Raw genomic sequence first — 18,437 nt, forward strand, 5'->3', positions numbered from 1 at the left:
ACGACCGGCCGATTGTGAATTCATTCACCTGACCCCTTGGCCCGGCGTGCCATTCCGTGCTGAGATGCCGCCAGACTCAGTGCCTGTCTTCGAACCAGGGTCGGGCCCCGGCTCGAGGACAGGCCCTCAACAGCTCAATGGCGCGCTCGGGGAGGGCAATGTGGCGCATACCGCCATGTCTGGTTCCGGAACGACAGCAGATGACGATCCGCCGCTCCAGACAGCGGTATGGCGGCTGCGGTCACGCGCCTGCTGGGTGGACGCCGCCGCTCTGCTCGAACGCGACGCCACGACCGATCCGGCCGCGGCACTCCAGCGGACGGCTCTGCTGACCGAACGCTGTCTGTACACCGGCGACGGCTGGACCGACGCCGAGGACGCCCTGCGCACCGCCGAGGCCCTCGCCCACGACGACGCCGAGCGCGGCGCCGCCGCCTGCGAACGCGGCCATCTGGCATACGCGTCGACCCTTCTCGGGGTACGGGACCGGGCCGACGAGGCCCGGGTCGCGCTGAGCCGGTCCGCCGCTCTCCTCTCCCCCGCGGCCCCCGGCCGCCCGCTGCTCGACTTCCGCCGCGGCCTGATCGCGCAGAACATCGCCGACTCGCCGCAGGCCGCACGTGCCGCGTACCGCAGAGCGCACGCCGGCGCGACGGCCCAGGGCGACGAGCTGCTGCTCTCCTCGACCTGGCGCCACCTGGCGCTGCTGGCGCTGCGCGAGGGCGAACTGGCCGAGGCCCGGCACGGGTTCGCCGAGTCCCTGCGGATAAGGGAGGAGCTGGGCTATCTGGTCGGCACGGCCCCGGCGCTCATCGCTCTGGCGGACACCGAGCCGGAACCGGAGGCGGCGGCGCGGCTGCGCGCCGAGGCGGGGCGTCTCTTCCGCCTCCTGGGCGGCGTACCGACCTGGCTGGCCCCGCACCTGGAGCCACCGGCCCCCGGAACGGCCGAGGCCAACTGACGGCCGGGGGAAGGCCGTGAGCACGGTGCCGCCGCAAAGGACCGTCAGGTACGGTCCTCGACCGGATCACCGGGCTGCCATCCCGCGTCCCTCCACTCGGGGGTCGGTGTCGGACGTGGCGGCGCGGGCGGCGGGTTCGTGCCACGGTTCGGGTTCTGCGGCACCGCGGCGGCGGGTTTTGCGTCCTGCCCGCTGCTGTCGCGTCTGGGCGGTGCCACCGGGGACTTCGGCGGTGCGGGCCGCTTCGTCGGCGGCGCGGAGAACGCGACCGGAGCGGAAGCCGAAGGTGCGGTGTGCGTCGGCGAAGCCCCGGCGGGCACAGAAGGTGTGCGGTCGGGCCTCGGACTCGCCGACGGCGTCGTGGCCGTCGGAGTCCCGGAAGGGTTCCTGGTGGACGTCCCGGACTCGGAGTCGTGCGAACAGCCCGCCGCTGCCGGCGCCAGTCCCAGCACCGCCACCACCAGCCCGGACACCGCCCACAGCCCCCGGTTCCGTACCATCCCGCCCCCTCAAGAACGATCATGCGATGAGAGGCACAGGGTAGCCACAGCGACCTCTGGAGGTGGCGGCAGCCCCGACCGTGGTGTCAGCGGTCCGCGCCCGCGAAGTGTTCGCGTACGAGCGACTGCACGACGGCGAGATCCTGGGCGATCAGCGCGTCGAGCAGCGCGGTGTGCTCCGCGGCGTCGGCGAGCAGATCGGCGCGGCGCGTGGCCGGGTTGTTCTCCAGGGGCCACTGGGAGCGCCGGTGCAGATCGTCGGCAACCATCACGAGCTGCTGGTTGCCGGAGAGCGTGAGGACCGCACGGTGGAAGGCGCGATCGGACTCGGCGTAGCTCGCCCGGTCCCCGACCGCGGCGGCCGCGACGGTGGCCTCTGCCAGCGGGCGCAGGGCGGCCCAGCGTGCCTGCTCCACGGTGCGGGCCAGCCGCAGCATGACGGGCACCTCGATCAGGGCGCGCACCTCGGCCAGCTCGGCGAGCTCCTGCGGGCCACGCTCGGCAACCCGGAAGCCGCGGTTCGGCACGACCTCGACGGCGCCCTCGATGGCCAGCTGCTGCATCGCCTCACGGACCGGCGTCGCCGACACGCCGAAGCGGGCGCCGAGCACGGGGGCGGAGTAGACCTGCCCGGGCAGCAGCTCGCCGTCGACGAGAGCGGCGCGCAGGGCGTCCAGGATCTGGCCGCGCACGGAGTGCCGTTGCACCACGACGCGGGGCGCGGGCGGCTCGCTGTGGGTGTGCTCGCCACGCACCGGCTCGGCACCGGCCGGCTCGGCACATGGCTGATTGCCGAGCGTCTGTTCCGGCATCCGGACGGGCGGTACCGACGGCGGCGCGGACGCGGACGCGGCCGACGTGTACGGCGCCCGCGCCTGCTCACACGCTCTGCCCTGCTCCACTCGGACCTCCTCGGCCGGCCGTGGGCCGGCTCGCGTGCACCATGCCCGTTGTGCACCATAAGCGGACGAGGCCGCAGTTCAAACACCGATCAGTTCGGGTAAGGTAAGGCTTACCTGCAAACGATCGCGATTCGGTGGTCCCTGCATGACCCTCCCCACCCTGCTCCCCGGCACCACGCTGTCCGCCGTGACGGACGCGTACGCCCGCCTCGCCGAGGTCTTCCCCGGGCTGCGTGCCGAGGTCCTCGGGGACGGCGGGACGACCCCTTCCGGCGCCGGCTGGGTGGGTGCGGACGAGCTCGCGGCCGGCGGCGCGGCCCTGGACACGTTTCTCGCCTGGGACGACGCGCAGGTGCTGCGGGACTACGGACAACAGGCCCGCCCCGACGTGGTCGCCAGCTTCGGACTGCACCGCTACGCCTGGCCCGCCTGCCTGTTGGTGACCGTGCCGTGGTTCCTGCACCGCAGGGTGCCGCGGATCCCCGTCGAGGACGTCGCGTTCCAGCGGGCCCTGGGTCATCTGACCGTACGCGTGAGGGAGTTCGCGTGCTTGCCGGACGACCCGGCGGCCGCACTTCCGGGCGCCCGGGTGGTGGCGGACGAGGCCGCCCTGCGGGCCGAGGTACTTGCGGCGGTGGCCGAACACCTCGGCCCGGTGCTCGACGGCTTCGGGCCCCGGATGCGCCGTGGCAGGAGGGCGCTGTGGGGCATGGCGACGGACGAGATCGTCGAAGGCCTCTGGTACATCGCCCATCTGCTCGGTGAGGAGCGACGGGCCATGGCCGAGCTGGAGGCGCTCCTGCCCGGCGCCACGAAGCCGTACGTCGGCACGGCGGGCTTCCGTGAGCTCACCGGACCGAACGGTGAGTCGCTGCCGACGCGCGACCGCGCCAGCTGCTGCCTCTTCTACACGCTGCGGCCCGAGGACACCTGCGTCACCTGTCCGCGCACGTGCGACACCGACCGGGTACGGAAACTGACGCCCGCCCCCTGACTCGCACCGTCGCACGGGCGGCGCAATTCGAACTCAACTCGCTTGCTACGTAAGGCAGTTCGACAAGAGTGCGCCTATCCGTATGCCTCGCCGCCCCAATGGCGTTCTCTTGCCCCGGAACTGCCTGGGTCCGTTGGGAATTCCGCCACTATGGCGCCCGAAACCCCTAACGCGACGCAAGGGACCGCGCATGAGACTGACCGACATATCGCTGAACTGGCTCCTGCCGAGCGCTGTGCTGCTCGTGGGGGTCACGGCGGCGGTGGCGATGGTCGCGCGCGGGAAGCGCGCCGTCGACTCGTCCGCGGCCGACGACAGCTGGGAACGCAGCGAGGAACGCCGCAGGCGCAAGGAGGCGCTCTACGCCACCGCCTCGTACGTGCTGCTGTTCTGCTGCGCGGCGGTCGCCGCCGCGCTCTCCTTTCATGGGCTGGTCGGCTTCGGCCGTCAGAACCTCGGTCTCGCCGACGGCTGGGAGTACCTCGTCCCGTTCGGCCTCGACGGGGCCGCGATGTTCTGTTCCGTGCTCGCGGTGCGCGAGGCCAGTCACGGTGACGCGGCGCTCGGCTCGCGTCTGCTGGTGTGGACCTTCGCCGGAGCGGCAGCCTGGTTCAACTGGGTGCACGCGCCGCGCGGCATCGACCACGCGGGCGCCCCTCAGTTCTTCGCGGGGATGTCGCTGTCGGCGGCGGTGCTCTTCGACCGGGCGCTGAAGCAGACCCGCCGTGCGGCACTGCGCGAACAGGGACTGGTGCCCCGCCCGTTGCCGCAGATCCGGATCGTGCGATGGCTCCGCGCACCCCGGGAGACCTTCGGCGCCTGGTCGTTGATGCTCCTCGAAGGCGTAAGGACGCTGGACGAGGCGGTCGACGAGGTGCGCGAGGACCGGCGGGAGAAGGAGCAGAACCGTCTCCGCAGGAAGGACCAGGAGAAGCTGGACCGGGCGCACATCAAGGCGTTGAACCGGCAGAACCGCGCCTGGAGCCGGGTGGCCCCGGGAGGCACCCAGGTCGACGTCCAGTCCATCGCCCCGGCCACGGGCTCACAGTCCGCCGGGGAGCCCGCCACAGCGGAGCCGGGACAGCTGCCTCTGCGCCCCCGACCATCCCTGCAAGCCGTGAACGGCACGAGCTCGAAGGCCACCTCGGACCGGAGCACGAGCGACCCGAGGACCGTCGATCTCACGGCCGAGGACGACACCCAGACCCTGCCACGGCTCGACTCGCTGGAGCAGAAACTCAAGGATCTGGAGCAGCAGTTCGGCTGAGTGCCACGGGTGGTTGTCCGGGAGGACGTCCGCGCAACCACCCGTTCGGGCAAGGCAGCGAGGGGCCCCTCAGGTGCGCCCTTCACCTTCCAGCTCGAACCAGACCACCTTTCCCAGCGCGTGCGCCGTCACCCCCCATGCGTCCGCGAGTGCGTGCACCAGGACCAATCCCCTGCCGTGCGTACCGTCGTCGGCGTTCGGTACGTACGACATGGGAAGTCGGGTGACGAAGTCCCGGACCTCGACGCGTAACGTCGCCGGCGTCACGTTCACAGTGACGACCGCTCCGTGATCCGTGTGGACCAGCGCGTTGGTCACCAGTTCACTGAGCAGGAGTTCCGCCACTTCGGCGGATTCCTCCCGCCATCGATATCGCAGGAACTCCCGTAACGCACACCGCACTTCGGCAACGGCCGACAGGTCGGTGCGAGCCAGTCTGCGGCGCAGCTGAACATCGTGCTGACGCTCCATCGTCTCCCCCGCGTGCACAGTCGATCGCCCCCTTCTCGTCGAACTTCCTCTCGGGATGCATGCCCCGCACAGGGGCTGTCACGCTTGTCGACTCATCAATATGTGCACAGAGGGCGGGCGCACCCCGGATTCGCGGACGCTCGGCCGTTACATTCGCGGCGGTCCTGTTAACTTCCAAAAAATTCACACGTGTTGGCGTTGACGTGACCATGTCTACGCGCGTCATCATGGTGGACATGCGAATCCCCCCACGGATCACCATGCTCGGTGGCGTCGCCGCTCTCCTGTCCGTCCTCTTCGTCGGCGGCCCGGTCACGGCGTCCGCCACCGCCGCGGCCACGTCGGTCGGCAGCATCTGCTACTCCGGCCTGCCGTCCCAGGCGCACGACACCCTCGATCTGATCGAGGCGGGCGGCCCCTTCCCGTACTCGCAGGACGGGGTCGTCTTCCAGAACCGTGAAGGCGTGCTGCCCAGCCGGAGCACCGGCTATTACCACGAGTACACGGTCATCACCCCGGGCTCCCCGACCCGCGGCGCGCGGCGGATCGTGACGGGCGAGGCGTCCCAGGAGGACTACTACACCGCCGACCACTACGCGACGTTCGATCTCGTCGACTACGGCTGCTGAGTCCCGGCGGCCCGCACACGTAAGTCCGCTCCACCCCTCCGGTCCGATCCGCGCCGTAGCCCCCCACCTGCGGCGCGGATCCCCGGATCACCGAGGAGTTACCCTGCGCCCATGACCGTGACCTATGTGATCGAGGGCTCCGAAGTCACCGGCCTGGAGCGGTTCTGGCAGGTGATCGGCGAGGCGGTGAACGGGCCCGGCGGCTACTTCGGCCGCAACCTCGACGCCTTCGCGGACTGTCTGAGCGGCGGCATGGGAACGCCGGACGATGGTGACTTCGTCATCGACTGGCGCGATCACGCGCTCTCCGCCCGGGCCCTGGGCCACGAGGAGACCGCACGCCGGCTGCGACAGCAGATCGGCCACGCACATCCCACCAACAGGCCTGCTCTTCGGCGGGCCCTCGACGAGGCGCTGGCCGGCCGCGGTCCCACCCTCTTCGACCAGCTGGTGCAGATCGTCGAGGAACGGACCACGCCAGGCACGCTGCGGCTCAACTGACCGCCGCGGGAGCCCCTGTGGTGACGTTCATGCAGCCGTGCTCGCCTGCGCCCCCTTCCCGGCTCGGCTGCCCGCGCCGCCGGGTTGGGACCGGCCCTTGTCCGACCCATGGCCCGTGGCGGATGGGCCGGCGCGGAGCGAACCCGTAGCGCCCTCGGGTCAATGCGCCGCTCGCCCCGCCGCTCGACACGTACAGACGCTCGACACGTACAAGGGTTCCGGCAGCCGATCCAGCCCGTATCCGGACCAGCACCTGAACGGCTCCGACCGGCTGTGGCGCTTCCACGCGCCGGGTGTCACCCGGTGGTAGACCTGCCTGTGGTGGGCACCGGAGCTCGGTCCCTCCGGTGCCCACCGCGGTAGGCCGTCGCCCGTCGGGGGTGCCCCTCGCGTCACCGGGGAAGTGGTGCCATGAACGCCCCGCGACCGCCGATCCCGAGGAGCCGTGATGCACGACGACCGCACGCTGGTGGAGGGCCGCCTGGAGCGCGCCCTCCAGCAATTCATCCGCCCCGCCCAGTACGCGGAACGGTCCCCGCTCACCCTCACCGTGTGGCACGCTCCGGGCGAACCGGTGCCGGTGACGGAGGCGCTGAAGGGGACGTACGAGCCGTTCGGGACCGGTACGGAGTGGGGCAGGCCCTGGTCGACCAGCTGGTTCCGGCTGGAGGGCACGGTGCCCGAGGCGTGGGCTGGGCGCCACGTCGAGGTGGTCGTCGACCCCGGTTTCTCCGGTCAGGGGCCGGGCTTCCAGGCGGAGGGGATGCTCTACGACACGGAGGGCGTACCGCTCAAGGGCATCCACCCCCGCAATCGCCATCTGACGGTCGCGACCGCGGCGTCGGGCGGTGAGCCGGTCTCCTTGCTGCTCGAGGCGGCGGCCAACCCGGCCGTGCTGGAGCACGGCTTCGCGCCGACCCCGCTCGGGGACGTCCTCACGGCGGGCGACCAGCCCCTGTACCGGTTCGCGTCCGCGGATCTCGCCGTACTGGACGAGGAGGTCTGGCATCTCGTCCTGGACACCGAGGTGCTGTCGGAACTGATGCACGAACTGCCCGCCGACCGGTCGCGCCGGCACGAGATCCTGCGGGCGCTGGAGCGGATGCTCGACGCACTGGATCTGCATGATGTGGCGGGCACGGCGTCCGGGGCCCGGGCCGAGCTCGCCGAGGCACTCGCCCGCCCGGCGTCTGCGAGCACGCACCGGATCTCGGCCGCCGGCCATGCACACATCGACTCGGCGTGGCTGTGGCCGCTGCGCGAGACGGTACGGAAGGCCTCGCGCACGTTCGCCAATGTCACCGCGCTCGCCCAGGACTATCCGGAGCTGGTCTTCGCCTGCTCGCAGGCCCAGCAGTACGCCTGGGTGCGTGACCATCAGCCGCACATCTGGGAGCGGATCAAGCGCGCGGTGGCAAACGGACAGTGGGCGCCGGTCGGTTCGATGTGGGTGGAGTCCGATGCCAATATGCCGGGCGGTGAGGCGCTGGCGCGGCAGATCGTGCACGGAAAGCGATTCTTCGAGCAGGAGCTGGGGGTGGAGACGGAGGAGATCTGGCTGCCGGACTCCTTCGGCTACACGGCGGCATTCCCCCAACTCGCCGAACTGGCAGGGGTGAAGTGGTTCCTGACGCAGAAGCTGTCCTGGAACCAGACCAACAGGATGCCGCACCACACCTTCTGGTGGGAGGGCATCGACGGGACCAGGGTCTTCACCCATTTCCCGCCGGTGGACACGTACAACGCACAATTCCATGCCCGTGAACTCGCCCACGCGGAGAAGAATTTCGCCGACAAGGGGCGGGCGACCCGCTCGCTGGTGCCGTTCGGCTGGGGAGACGGCGGCGGCGGTCCGACCCGCGAGATGCTGGAGAAGGCGCGCCGGCTCCGCGATCTGGAGGGTTCTCCGCGCGTCACGATCGAGAAGCCGTCGGCGTTCTTCGCGGCTGCGGAGGAGGAGTACGCCGAGCAGGCCCCGGTCTGGTCCGGGGAGCTGTATCTGGAGCTGCACCGGGCGACGTACACCACCCAGGCCAAGACCAAGCAGGGCAACCGCCGCAGTGAACACCTGCTGCGGGAGACCGAGTTGTGGGCGACGACGGCAGCGCTTCGAGCGCCCGGGTATGCCTATCCGTACGAGACGCTGGACCGGGTGTGGAAGACGGTCCTGTTGCATCAGTTCCATGACATCCTGCCCGGCTCATCGATCGCCTGGGTGCACCGCGAGGCCCGCGACACCTACGAACAGGTGCGGGCTGAGCTGGCCGACCTGGTCGCCGACGCGGTGACCGCGCTCGGCGCCGCGGAAGGGCTGGTGGCGCTCAACTCCTCCCCGTACGACCGCCGTCAGGTGCTGGAGCTGGACGCGGAGGCGAGCGCCGTGCTGCCGTCCGGCGCCCATGTCCAGCAGTTGGCCGACTGGCGCACGGCGGTGCTCGCCGAGGCGCCGGGGCTGGGCGCAGGACTGCTCGACGGGTCGGCGGTGCCCGAACGCGAGGTCACGGCGGGCCGCACGGCGGACGGCGGATTCGTCCTCGACAACGGGCTGCTGCGCTTCACCGTCGACCGCGACGGGCTGATCGCCTCCGTCCGTGACCTCGGTGCACGGCGTGAGGTCCTCGCCCCCGGTCACCGGGCCAACCTCCTTCAGCTTCACCCGGACCACCCCAACCACTGGGACGCCTGGGACATCGACCGGCACTACCGACGGTCCCGCACCGATCTGATCGATGCCGACTCGGTCGAGCTGATCGAGGAGGGACCGCTGCGAGCAGCCGTGCGCGTGGTGCGCTCGTTCGGAACGTCGCGAATCGTGCAGGAGATCCGGCTGGCGGCGGAAAGCAGACAGATCGACATCGACACCGAGGTGGACTGGAAGGAGTCCGAGAAAGTCCTCAAGGCCGCGTTCCCTCTCGACGTGCATGCCGAACGGTCCACGTCCGAGATCCAGTTCGGGCACGTCCACCGCGCAACGCACGACAACACCGGCTGGGACGCGGCGCGTTTCGAGATCTGTGCGCACCGCTGGCTGCGGGTCGCCGAGCCGGGATACGGGATCGCGGTGCTCAACGACTCCACGTACGGGCACGACGTGACCCGGACCCCGCACGGGTCGGGGCTCGCCACGACCGTACGGCTGACCCTGCTGCGCGCTCCGCACAGCCCCGATCCGGAGACCGACCTCGGCACGCATCGGTTCCGGTACGCGCTGGCACCCGGGGCGGAGGTCCCGGACGCGGTGCGCGAGGGGCTCGCGCTCAATCTGCCGCTGCGCGCGGCGGTGGCCCCGGCCGTGCCGTCGCTGGTCACCACCGGGCATCCGGCGGTGACCGTGGAGTCGGTGAAGCTCGCCGAGGACCGCAGCGGCGATGTGGTCGTCCGGCTGTACGAGTCGGCGGGCGGCCGGGCGGAGACCACGCTCCGGGTCGGATTCCCCGTCGTGCGGGCCCGGATCACCGACCTGCTGGAACGGCCCCTGCATGACGCGACGACCGATGAGCACGGTCTCGTACTGGCGCTGCGGCCGTTCCAGATCCTGACGGTGCGACTGACCCCGGCCTGAGCGACCGCCCCGCCGTTGAGCCGCCGGACCCTACCCGGGCCTTGCCTGGATCAGCCCGGATCCGGCACCGGGGCGCGCGAGCCCGGCGTGATCCGAACGAGTGGCCCTGGGTGTTCTGTCCCGGGAGGTCACCGGCCCCTGCGGCGAGCCGCCGAACGCAGTGAACCCGCGGGTGGGCTGTCCTGAGTCTGGAGGGCGGACCGCGGGTTCGCGGTCAACTCGCCGAGCTGATGGGGATCTCCGACACTCCCAAGACTGCTCTCCTTCCCGATGTGGTTCGGTCTTGGACAAGTGTCGAAGTCTGTCTGTTCGTCGGGGTGCCCGGGTTGCGTCACCCGGCCGTCCCGGACGTCAGGCCATGGCTCGGCCGGCAGCGGCGACCAGTTCGTCGGTCGCTGCGATGGCGGCCTCGCGGCGGGAGGCCAGGACAGTGTGGTCGGTGGCGTCGCGCAGGTTGAAAGCGGCCAGGGCAGCCTGACGAGCCGGCCCAGCAAGGGATTGTTCAAGGACGGATACCGCGACCAGTGGGCCGGTCACGGCCGAGCGCGTGGCATGGGAGGCCGTGCGGGCTGCCTCGACGGCTTCTCCGCTCGCTCCGTCGAGGCGCAGGACTTCGCGATGCCACATGGCACGCCGATGGTCGCCCAGGGCGGCCACCAATTCGCCCAGCGCCCTGCGCAGCGCTTCTGCCCTCCGGTCAGCACGGGCAGCACTCTGAGCGATCCGCGTACTCCTGATCTGAAGCAGCCCGGTCAGAGCGCCCCCGAGCAGTGTGCCGACCACGGCAATAATGCTGGGCCACATCGCGAAGTCCTCCCTGTTGGTTGCGGTAGGCGCCGCGCTTGGCCGACCACCAGCAGCTCACCGACCTGTCATGGCCGCGACGATAATTCGTCCAGGCCGCGCACGTCGCCATCGGCGTGTGGATCGGCACGGACGGCCCGCCCGGAGTACCGGCGGCATCGGCCGAGGAGGTCGCTCCCCTCTACTGGGACCTGTGCACGCAGCGCGACGAAGTCGAGCGCGTCTTCACGGTGTGACGCCGTCCCGGCCCGCCGGATTCCTTGCTCAGGCCGAGCCGCAAGCAGGCGACTTCATGTTCGTCGAGTGCCAACCGGTTCCCGTGGACGGCGTCGTTGACGGGCGTTCCGACAACGCGGCGAGGTGCCGCAGTTGTCGTCGTGCGCCCACCAGGGATTACGGGGCAGCCCTTAGGGACGGGGCACGTTCCGCAGGTTGGAGCGGGCCATCTGAAGCATCCGGCCCACGCCGCCGTCCAGCACGATCTTGCTCGCGGAGAGCGCGAAGCCGGTCACCATCTCCGCGCTGATCTTCGGCGGGATGGAGAGCGCGTTGGGGTCGGTGACAACATCGACCAGGGCCGGTCCCTTGTGCTTGAAGGCGTCCTTGAGGGCGCCTTCGAGCTGCTTGGGCCTCTCCACCCGTACGCCGTACGCCCCGGCCGCCCGGGCGATCGCCGCGAAGTCCGGGTTCTTGTTGGTCGTACCGAACGACGGCAGCCCCGCCACCAGCATCTCCAACTCGACCATGGAGAGCGCGGAGTTGTTGAACAGGACCACCTTCACCGGAAGGTTGTACTGGACCAGGGTGAGGAAGTCGCCCATCAGCATGGTGAATCCGCCGTCGCCGGACATCGACACGACCTGCCGGCTCCGGTCGACGAACTGGGCGCCGATCGCCTGCGGCAGCGCGTTGGCCATCGAGCCGTGGCTGAACGAACCGATCACCCGGCGCTTGCCGTTGGGGGTGAGATAGCGGGCCGCCCACACGTTGCACATGCCGGTGTCGACGGTGAACACCGCGTCTTCGTCCGCGAGTTCGTCGAGCACCGAGGCGACGTACTCGGGGTGGATCGGGATGTGCTTCTCGACCTTGCGGGTGTACGCCTTGACCACGCCCTCCAGCGCGTCGGCGTGCTTCTTGAGCATCCGGTCGAGGAACTTGCGGTCGGTCTTGACCTTCACCTGGGGCGTCAGACAGCGCAGCGTTTCACGGACATCGCCCCAGATCGCCAGATCCAGCTTGGAGCGGCGGCCCAGGTTCTCGGGGCGCACATCGACCTGGACGATCTTCACATCGGTGGGCAGGAAGGCGTTGTACGGGAAGTCGGTGCCGAGCAGGATCAGCAGATCGCACTCGTTGGTCGCCTCGTACGCGGCACCGTAGCCGAGCAGTCCGCTCATGCCGACGTCGTACGGGTTGTCGTACTGGATCCACTCCTTGCCGCGCAGCGCATGACCGACGGGGGCCTTCACCCGCTCGGCGAACTCCATGACCTCGGCGTGGGCACCCGCCGTGCCGCTGCCGCAGAACAGCGTCACCCGCTTCGCGTCATCGACCATCCGGCGGAGCTTCTCGATCTCCTCGTCACCGGGTCGGACTGTCGGCCGCGCGGTGACCAGGGCGTGCTCGATCGATTTTTCCGGCGCCGGCTGGGAGGCGATGTCGCCCGGCATCGAGACGACGCTGACCCCGCCGCGCCCGATCGCGTGCTGGATGGCGCTCTGGAGCAGCCTGGGCATCTGCTGCGGGTTGGAGATCATCTCGTTGTAGTGGCTGCACTCCTGGAAGAGCAGATCCGGATGGGTCTCCTGGAAGTAGCCGAGACCGATCTCGCTCGAAGGGATGTGCGAGGCAAGGGCGAGGACCGGGGCCATCGAGCGGTGGGCGTCGTAGAGGCCGTTGATGAGGTGCAGATTGCCGGGGCCGCAGGAACCCGCGCAGGCGGCCAGGGACCCGGTGATCTGGGCCTCGGCGCCGGCGGCGAAGGCGGCGGTCTCCTCGTGTCTGACCTGGATCCACTCGATGGCCGCGTTGCGGCGAATGGCGTCGACGACCGGGTTGAGGCTGTCGCCGACGACGCCGTACAGGCGCTTGACGCCCGCCCGGACGAGAATGTCGACGAACTGCTCCGACACGTTCTGCTTGGCCATGGGTGCGTATCCTCTCCGCGCTAGGAGTCCATCAACCCATGGCGCGCGCGGTTACGCCTCCCAGACGCCGACACTCGTACGGTCGTCGGCGTACCCCTTCGCCCTGAGCTGTGTGTCGGCGAGGAAAGCCGCCAGGCCGGGCGGCTCCTGGGGCGTCCAGCGGTCGGCGAGTTCCTCGGCGAGGGCGGGTTCGCCGCGCAGCGGCTCGGCGAGACCGGCACTGCACAGGAGCAGCGTGTCCCCCGGGCGGGCCACCGAGGCCCGGAACCGGAACGGCTGCGCGGGTGGCGGTGGCGGGCTCTCGACGTATGGGGACGGGGGCGTCGCGATCCCCAGGTCCATGGTCAGCCGGTCGTCGTCGGGCTCGCTCCCGGGGGGCGTGGACCCGAAGCCGACGAGGGCCTGCCCGGTCATGACCCCGGTCTCCGGGACGTCCGGTTCGAGGTCCTGCCAGACGCCTTCCCGCAGCCGGAAGAGTCCCCCGCCGCCCACCCCGAAGAAGACCCGGGTACGGCAGGCGGGATCGGCCGACAGCAGCAGACACCGCAGCCCCGCGGTGTACTCCTCCGGTTCGAGCCCCAGCTCGACGGCGCGGGCGCGGAGCTTGCCGTAGCTGCGGTCGGTGAGGCGGTGCAGGCCCGACTTGAGGTCGCCGCGGCGACCCGCTCTTATGTCCTCGGAGAGCCTGGTGTGGCTGCGGCCGACGGCTCCGCCGATCCAGCGGCAGGCGTCCGCGGCCGCGAGATGCGCACTCCCGGTGGCACGGGCCCCGGTGGCGACCGCGACGAGCACGAGGGCGCTCTCGGCGGCGCCGAACCGCACCGTGAGCAGGGCGTCGCGTCGGGGCTCTCCCCTGAACCGGGCGGAATCGCCGCGCACAGAGGCGGCGCGGAGGGTGTATGTCCCGTAGCGGGCGCCGTCGAGCACGGTGTCGGCGACGAGTCCGTCCAGTTCCTGCGGGACGGTGGCGGGGAGGGCGGTCGGTTCGGCGTCGTAGGTGGGCGGGCGGTCGCCCACGTACGAGAGGCCCGGGCGCGCCTCGGGGGCGGGAGGGGGTTCGGGAGCGGTCCCGGGGATCGGTGCGGCCGGGAGCACGGTGGTCGGTGCCGCCTCGGGCGCCGTCGGCTTCGAGGCGACCGGCCGTCTCGGGAGCGGCGGAACGGAGGCTGTGGCCGGCGCTTCGACAACGGACGGCGGCGTGGCCGGCGGTGCGGCCGGCGGCGGTGTGGTGAATGTCCTCGGCCGCGAGGGGCCGGCCGGCGGTTCCCACGGCGCACGCGCCTGTACGGATTGTGCAGGCGGCGGAGGTGGAGGTTCCGGTGCCGACGCAGGCCGAGGCGGAGGCGGAGGTGCAGGTGGCGGCGGAGGCGGCACGGGCGGACCGTCGGCGGGCGCCACGCGGGGTGGTTCCGGACAGGCGATGCCCACGCCCGGCCCCGCCGGACCCACTGCCCCCGAAGCCGAGTCGAATCGGTCGTCGAGACTGTCGGCCGCGTTGCTCGCCCCGGCGTCCGGGGCGGTTTCGTCGTACAGCCTGCGCCACCAGTCGTCCTCGTGGGCGGCGGGCCTCTCCCCCTGCTGACTCATGCCCTTATTGTCCACCGCACGGGCCGTACGAAAACGGGTCATCAGGAAAAAAGAGGTCCGCCGGGCGACCCCACCCCCCACGGGAAGGACGCCCGGCGGACCGGTCATGGTGTGGCCGAGGTCAGCGCACCGCGTACGCGTCGACGACGGTCTGGACGACGGAGTTTCCGTTGGCGTCCGTCAGTTCCGTCTTCAGCGTGACCGGCTTGCCGGCCGCACCCGCGTGGTTCACGGTCGCGGTCCAACGCCCGTCCTGCTGTGCGGTGGTGGCCTGGGTCCACGTGGTACCACCGTCGTACGAGTACGAGACCTTGGCCGCGGTCAGCTTGCCGGGCGTGTAGCCGGCGTGACCCGTGACACTCAGGCCGATCTTCTGGCCGTCCTGCGCCGCCAGGGTCTTCATGCCGTCCGTGGCCAGATCGTATCCGGGGAACAGCAGCGGAATACCCTGAGAGTACGCGTTCTCGTCCCGCTTCGAACGGAACTTCCAGGTGGTCTCGGTCTGGGTGGACCGCTTCCACACGGCGGCGGGCTGACCGAACTTGAAGGTCTGCATGGTGAGCTCGTACGCCGCGTCCTCGGCCGGGACGGTGAACACTCCGGACGGCCACCCGGACTCGCCGAGCACCTTGCCACCGCTGGTGAGCCTCATGCTGCCGATATCCCCGAAGGAGCCCTGGATACCGGCGTGTTCACTGTCCGCCCAGAAGCCGGGGGCAACGCCGATCAGGTTGTCCTGACGCTCGGCTGCAAGCACTTCCTTGCCCTGCGCGTCGCGAGGAGTGGACGGACCGACGATCCCCCGGTACCAGTTCTCCGTACGCTTCGAGCCGGCCGTGTAGGTATGTGCCGGGTCGACCATGGACTCGCCCCAGGGGAGGCTGGAGGAGACGTACCGCTCCCAGCCGGTGTCGCCCGCCGAGTAGTACTCGGTGCGCTTGCCCGGGACGGCGACGACGTCGAACGATGCGGAGTAACGCCCGCCGAACGGCCGGTCGAAGAGCATCGCATCGGCGTAGTCGGCCGCGACACCCATTGCCTCGTACGTGGCGGTGGACCTGCCGAGTTCGCTGTCCCGGACCTTGTACGTGCGGTCCGAGGTGACCGGTCCGGTCTCGGGGAAGCTCAGGTTGTAGACGAACGGGCTGGCGGCAGTGCCCTTCCAGCTCAGCTTCACGGGGCCGGCTGCCAGGGCGGCGTTCAGGTCGGCGGCCTCACTCGCTTCGACGGCGAGGGTGGGCAGCGGAGCCGAACCAAATCCAACCGCCGGCTGCCAGAGGCCCGGTGACGGCCGGTGCACGATGATCGCCTTGGCCCCGGCGGCCTTGGCGTTCCTCGCCTGGGCGCTCATGGATCCGTCGTCGGTGACCTTCACCAGGGCGATCTTGCCCGTGACATCGGCGGCCTTCAGCTCGGCGGGGGTGCCGGTGCCCGCGTCGACGAGCGCGGCCTCGCCGGTACCGTCGAGGTTGACGGAGCCGGTGCTCGCGAGCACCGGGTGCAGTTCGGCGCCGCCGACGACCGAGAGCTTCTCGATCTGCGGGGCGTACGCACGCCAGGCGCTGTCGAACTCGAAGTCACCGTCGCTCGCCCTGCCCTGGATGTCGACCAGGTAGTTCTTGACGATGCGGGTACCGCTGATCGAGCCCGAGTGCAGCCAGACGTCGTCCCAGCTGCGGCCGAAGGCGAGGGTCGTGGAACGGTTCTCGGACGCGCGGTCCTCCGTCTTCACCTGGATCTGGTGAGCCTTGCGGGCGTCCAGCACCAGGGTGGTGTCCTTGGTGACGTTCACCTGCGGGCGCGCCAGGTAGCCGACGGACTCGACGAGCCTGCCGGTGGCGTCCTTCAGGTCCGGCGACATGATGAAGCTGGAGACGAAGTAGGCGCCGGGGCGCACCTGGTACACCTGGTCGGCCGAGCCGTCGTTGAAGCGGCGCTCACCGGTGGCGGTGTCGGTACCGATGACGTCCAGCGAGGACGAGCCCGCGGCCGGCTTGCCGGTGCGGTCGACCAGCTTGACCCGCAGGGTGACGGTCTCCGCGCCGACGTACAGCGAGAACGGGGTGGAGACCTTGACGCCGTCGGCGCCGGTGGCCAGCACACGCCCGGTGACATCACCGTACTGGGCGGCCTTCAGCTGCGCGGTCGGGTCGATCTGCAGCGGGACCTTGACGGTGGCTCCGGCCGGAACGGTGACACTGCTCGCGCCGAGCTTCGCGACGGAGGAGCGGACGGCCGAGCCGTCGTTGCCGGTGACGCCCCGGACCTCCAGCGACAGCTTCACCGGCTCGGTGCCGGAGTTGGTGTAGGGGACGTCGACCGTGGTGCGGTCGGACTTGCCCTGGGGCCAGTTGAACGTGCCTCCCTGGACGGCGGGGGCACCGACGACGGTGGTGTCGATGGCGGCCTTCACGTCGAGGCGTCCGCCGCCGGTCTCCCGCACGTCACCGGGGATGTCGCTCTTCGCCGACGACACGAGGGCCGCCTTGATCTGCTGTGCGGTCCAGTCCGGGTGACGCTGCTTCACGATGGCTGCGGCACCCGCGACATGCGGGGTGGCCATCGATGTGCCGGACATCGTCCGGTACGCGTAGACACCTCGGCCACCGGCCGCCGCCGCCGAGATGGCGACGCCGGGAGCCGCGATCTCGGGCTTGAGGGTGTGCGCGTCGATCACGGGTCCGCGGCTGGAGAACTGAGCCGTGGAGTCGTCGCGGTCGACGGCGCCGACGGTCAGCACACTCGGGGCGCAGCCCGGGGAGGAGACGGTGTTCAGCGTCGGGCCGGAGTTGCCCGCCGCGACGACGAACAAGGTGTCCCTGCTCCGGGCGAGTTCCTCGGCGGCGACGCTCATCGGGTCGGTGCAGTCGGTCGGCGTCGGGCTCCCGAGACTCATGGAGACGACATCGGCCTTCTGATCGACGGCCCACTGCATACCGGCGATGATCCAGGACTCGGCACCGAAGCCGCTGTCGTTGAGGACCTTGCCGGCGAGCAGGTCGGCGCCGGGTGCGACGCCCTTCTTCTTGCCGTCGCTGGCCGCGCCGGTCCCGCCCACGGTGGAGATGGTGTGGGTGCCGTGGCCCTGCCGGTCGTCGGTGGTGTCGGAGTCGGTGAAGTTCTCCGATGCGGCGATCCGGCCCTTGAGGTCGGGGTGTTCGGCGTCGACACCGGTGTCGAGGACGGCGACCTTGGTGCCCTTGCCGTCGTATCCGGCGGCCCAGGCGAGGTCGGCGCCGATCTGCTTGGTCGACCTGTCGAGGGTGGCCTGAACCTTGCGGTCGAGCCAGAGCTTCTTCAGACCGGAGGCGGAGCGGGAGCGGTTGTTGGTGACGTCCGACCAGAAGTCGGTGGCCTTCGCCTTGTCCGCCTTCAGCGCGACGCCGTCGATGGCGTCGAGGGAAAGGCCGCGCTTCGCGCCGCGCGGGGCGGCGGGCGCGGAACGGGCCAGGCTCTGGCCGTAGACCGCGATCAACGGCAGCGACGTGGTGCTCGCGTCGTCGTAGCCCTGGCGGATCAGGCCGGTGACGTTGAAGAGTTCCTCGTCGACCGTGCCTGCGGCGAGCGCGTCGGTCGCGGTGTCCGGGTAGACGTACAGGTCCTTGCCGGACTGCCGGGTCTGTACGAGGGGTACGGTGCCGTCCTCACGGGGCAGTGCGGTGGCCGACGGGACCCCCGAACGGTCCGTGCTCACCAGGATCTTGTCGCCGGTGACAAGGGTGACGGTGACCGGTTTGCCGCCCTTCGCGGCGGCGTCGGCGCCGGCTGCCGCGCTGCCGGTCAGCGGTCTCTTCGATGTGGACTCCGTCGGTGGCGCTGCCACGGACGGCGCGACCACGGTGACGGCCAGGACCGCGGCGGTCGCCGCCCCCAGTGCCGTACGCGATATCGGGCGCATCGCTCTCCCCAGATGAATACGGAACAGGACGGCACAAGCTGCCTGATTCCGGAGGCTATTGGTGCTGCGGTGGGCGCCACATTGGCATGGCGACGGGCGATGCAGGGATGATGTACACGGCGGGTTTACGCCGTGGCTGCTTTCCGCCACGACCGGCCGGCCGAAGTGGGCGGAACGATGCGGAATTGACGCGTCCGGGGAGGGTCCAAGG

13 protein-coding genes are annotated in these 18,437 nt (G+C 70.5%); 6 read left to right on the plus strand and 7 right to left on the minus strand.

What is annotated here, in order from left to right:
• Positions 1-175 precede the first annotated feature (175 nt).
• On the plus strand, positions 176-961 hold the full coding sequence (locus tag ACFU6I_RS23825; protein ID WP_384370202.1) for a hypothetical protein: 786 nt from the start codon (positions 176-178) through the stop codon (positions 959-961).
• A gap of 66 nt (positions 962-1,027) precedes the next feature.
• Here ACFU6I_RS23825 and ACFU6I_RS23830 read toward each other — a convergent pair whose 3' ends face one another.
• Both ACFU6I_RS23830 and ACFU6I_RS23835 read right to left on the minus strand, forming a co-directional pair.
• Positions 1,028-1,441 (minus strand): hypothetical protein, encoded by a 414-nt coding sequence (locus ACFU6I_RS23830; RefSeq protein WP_384370205.1) that lies wholly within the window; start codon positions 1,439-1,441, stop codon positions 1,028-1,030.
• A gap of 106 nt (positions 1,442-1,547) precedes the next feature.
• Positions 1,548-2,363 carry a GntR family transcriptional regulator gene (locus tag ACFU6I_RS23835; protein WP_384370208.1) on the minus strand — a complete coding sequence of 272 codons (816 nt, stop codon included), beginning with the start codon at positions 2,361-2,363 and terminating at the stop codon, positions 1,548-1,550.
• Between the two features lie 145 nt (positions 2,364-2,508).
• Between ACFU6I_RS23835 and ACFU6I_RS23840 the strand changes: the two genes are divergently transcribed.
• Positions 2,509-3,357 (plus strand): (2Fe-2S)-binding protein, encoded by an 849-nt coding sequence (locus ACFU6I_RS23840; protein ID WP_384370211.1) that lies wholly within the window; start codon positions 2,509-2,511, stop codon positions 3,355-3,357.
• A gap of 190 nt (positions 3,358-3,547) precedes the next feature.
• Positions 3,548-4,624 carry a DUF2637 domain-containing protein gene (locus ACFU6I_RS23845; RefSeq protein ID WP_384370214.1) on the plus strand — a complete coding sequence of 359 codons (1,077 nt, stop codon included), beginning with the start codon at positions 3,548-3,550 and terminating at the stop codon, positions 4,622-4,624.
• 69 nt (positions 4,625-4,693) lie between these two features.
• Here ACFU6I_RS23845 and ACFU6I_RS23850 read toward each other — a convergent pair whose 3' ends face one another.
• Complete coding sequence (locus ACFU6I_RS23850; protein WP_384370217.1) at positions 4,694-5,095, minus strand: ATP-binding protein; 402 nt, start codon at positions 5,093-5,095, stop codon at positions 4,694-4,696.
• A gap of 236 nt (positions 5,096-5,331) precedes the next feature.
• On the opposite strand from ACFU6I_RS23850, the gene ACFU6I_RS23855 reads away from it, so the two are divergent.
• The 3 genes from ACFU6I_RS23855 to ACFU6I_RS23865 all read left to right on the plus strand — a co-directional run bounded on the left by ACFU6I_RS23855 (position 5,332) and on the right by ACFU6I_RS23865 (position 9,787).
• On the plus strand, positions 5,332-5,724 hold the full coding sequence (locus tag ACFU6I_RS23855; protein ID WP_384370220.1) for a ribonuclease domain-containing protein: 393 nt from the start codon (positions 5,332-5,334) through the stop codon (positions 5,722-5,724).
• Between the two features lie 111 nt (positions 5,725-5,835).
• Entirely contained in the window at positions 5,836-6,225 is a 390-nt protein-coding gene (locus ACFU6I_RS23860) for a barstar family protein (RefSeq protein ID WP_384370223.1), read from the plus strand.
• A gap of 448 nt (positions 6,226-6,673) precedes the next feature.
• Positions 6,674-9,787, plus strand: coding sequence for an alpha-mannosidase (locus ACFU6I_RS23865; RefSeq protein ID WP_384370226.1), 3,114 nt, complete (start codon positions 6,674-6,676; stop codon positions 9,785-9,787).
• A 351-nt stretch (positions 9,788-10,138) separates the two neighbouring features.
• Here the strand turns inward: ACFU6I_RS23865 and ACFU6I_RS23870 are convergent, their stop codons facing one another.
• From ACFU6I_RS23870 to ACFU6I_RS23885, 4 genes are all read right to left on the minus strand, one after another.
• Positions 10,139-10,591 carry a protein kilB gene (locus ACFU6I_RS23870; RefSeq protein WP_384370229.1) on the minus strand — a complete coding sequence of 151 codons (453 nt, stop codon included), beginning with the start codon at positions 10,589-10,591 and terminating at the stop codon, positions 10,139-10,141.
• A 407-nt stretch (positions 10,592-10,998) separates the two neighbouring features.
• The gene (locus ACFU6I_RS23875; RefSeq protein ID WP_384370232.1) at positions 10,999-12,741 is read right to left on the minus strand and encodes a pyruvate dehydrogenase; all 1,743 of its coding nucleotides are present in this window, start codon (positions 12,739-12,741) and stop codon (positions 10,999-11,001) included.
• Positions 12,742-12,792: 51 nt separating this feature from the next.
• On the minus strand, positions 12,793-14,328 hold the full coding sequence (locus tag ACFU6I_RS23880) for a protein phosphatase 2C domain-containing protein (protein WP_384370234.1): 1,536 nt from the start codon (positions 14,326-14,328) through the stop codon (positions 12,793-12,795).
• Positions 14,329-14,449: 121 nt separating this feature from the next.
• Positions 14,450-18,226, minus strand: coding sequence for a S8 family serine peptidase (locus ACFU6I_RS23885; protein ID WP_384370237.1), 3,777 nt, complete (start codon positions 18,224-18,226; stop codon positions 14,450-14,452).
• Between the last annotated feature and the right edge of the window lie 211 nt (positions 18,227-18,437).

Source organism: Streptomyces sp. NPDC057486 (genome assembly GCF_042802415.1).
Classification (GTDB): Bacteria; Actinomycetota; Actinomycetes; order Streptomycetales; family Streptomycetaceae; genus Streptomyces; species Streptomyces yanii.